This is a genomic window from Acinetobacter rongchengensis (assembly GCF_003611475.1).
Classification (GTDB): Bacteria; Pseudomonadota; Gammaproteobacteria; order Pseudomonadales; family Moraxellaceae; genus Acinetobacter; species Acinetobacter rongchengensis.
In genome coordinates this window covers 1-1677 of the sequence record NZ_RAXT01000137.1, presented here as the reverse complement: position 1 = coordinate 1677, position 1677 = coordinate 1, and the positions used below count along the sequence as shown (strand labels likewise).

2 protein-coding genes are annotated in these 1677 nt (G+C 37.4%); both read right to left on the bottom strand.

Annotation, left to right across the window (positions count from 1 at the left end; translation table 11 throughout):
• On the bottom strand, positions 1 to 448 hold a 448-nt coding region (locus tag D7V20_RS19060), incomplete at its 3' end, for a BapA/Bap/LapF family prefix-like domain-containing protein (protein ID WP_120385392.1).
• A 44-nt stretch (positions 449 to 492) separates the two neighbouring features.
• The gene (locus tag D7V20_RS19055; RefSeq protein ID WP_120385391.1) at positions 493 to 1338 is read right to left on the bottom strand and encodes an OmpA family protein; all 846 of its coding nucleotides are present in this window, start codon (positions 1336 to 1338) and stop codon (positions 493 to 495) included.
• Positions 1339 to 1677: the final 339 nt, after the last annotated feature.

Below are 1677 nucleotides of genomic sequence, written 5' to 3'. Positions count from 1 at the left end.
TTGGTGCTGTAGGTGCTGTGGTATCTTTCGGTTCTTCATCCTTGTCATTGTGATCAATAATTGCCGCAGCGCCACCAACTACAGCAGCACCCACCAACCAAGGTAACAATCCAACGAGTTGACTGCCTTCAACAGCAGGTAATAATGCTTCTAATCCTGGAATGCCTTTAAAACCCGATACGCCATCAAACCAATATAGAACACACCCATCTTCTTCAAAAACCAAATCTGAAGCGACATCGTCATATGTTATAAAAAAATTCTCAATGACAACAACTTCACCATTCTTTAGCTTAAGCACTAAGTTATTGCCATCACGGATAAATTCATCGACGTCATCACGGCTCATTTTAGTATGAACAATAGAAGCTTCGGTTAATGTAATCTGTGTCGCATTTACTGTAGACTTATTTAATGAGTCTTTCTCAATTACAATAAAATTAGTCATATTTTTACCCAAAAACTATATTCTTTTATCTTCAAAAACTTTAACTATTTAGTAATGCCTGTAATTTCGACAGTTACACGGCGGTCAGGCTGTAGACATGCATGTAATGCTTCACGCTGTTTTACATCAAAACAACCATTCGTCACAGGTTGGCCTTTACCTGCGCTTGCAGTTGAAATCACATTCCCTGCCACACCATTTTGAACCAACAGGTTGCGTACTGTGTCTGCACGGTTTTGCCCCAATTGATTGTTATAGCTATCACTTCCTAAACGATCTGTGTGACCAACTAAATTGATGTGGCTTACAGAAACGAAGTTGTTATGAATTTGCGAAGCAACATTCAAGATCTCTTGACGGCCCTTTGGCAGTAAATCATTCAAGGAAGAACCGTCAAATTTAAATAAAGTGTCCGCAGCTAAATCCACTCGTATTGTCTGTTCCTGAGCAGCAACCTGATGCTTCACCTCACAACTTAAAGGCTGACCATTATTGGAAATAAAAGGTTTACCGTCTGTATTGACAGAGAGTACAAATTCATTGCTTGTTAGCTTTCCTACGTTTAAGTCAACATCACAACTTTGGCATGATTCTTCAGTACAGTTTTTTACTTTGAAATTATATGTTTCTGGTTTCAATGCATATTGAGCCGAATTATTTATATAAAAATTTCCAGCTTTAATACTGTCGATATAAAATTCAATTGGGCAATTTTGTTGTTCTGCTGTATCACCACCACACAGCTTCTCATCTCGCTTTAATACAATAGGTTGATTATTTTCTTGCGTTTTTTTCTGAAAACGTAAATCTGATGGCTTCGTATATGAGCTTGATGTGCAAGCCGCTACTCCCAATGAAGCTACAACAGCTAAAAGTGACAATCTCAACATTACTACCCCTTGTGGACTTAGAACAATTTCAAGCACATTTTCTACACAAATATCTTACCATGAATCTACTGGATTAATGTGACACAATATACATTTCGGCATCTTTACATCAGATTAAATGTGCATTTTGAACATTTATTTTTATGTGAACTGCATCACTTTATAGTTTTATTGGGCTTTGTTGCACAAACCTATCTCTAAAGGCTTATTCCACAATATAATTCTCAAATGAATAAGCCCACACCTAAAATCTATCGTACAACCAATTGGTCTTCTTATAACTGAACCGTACCGGGTTTGTCGGAGACTTTTTTATTTAAGTTAGGCCACCTGACCTAC

Bases quoted from the DNA above. Each gene is read 5' to 3' on its own strand.
- D7V20_RS19055 (WP_120385391.1), bottom strand. From the start codon at position 1,338: ATGTTGAGATTGTCACTTTTAGCTGTTGTAGCTTCATTGGGAGTAGCG.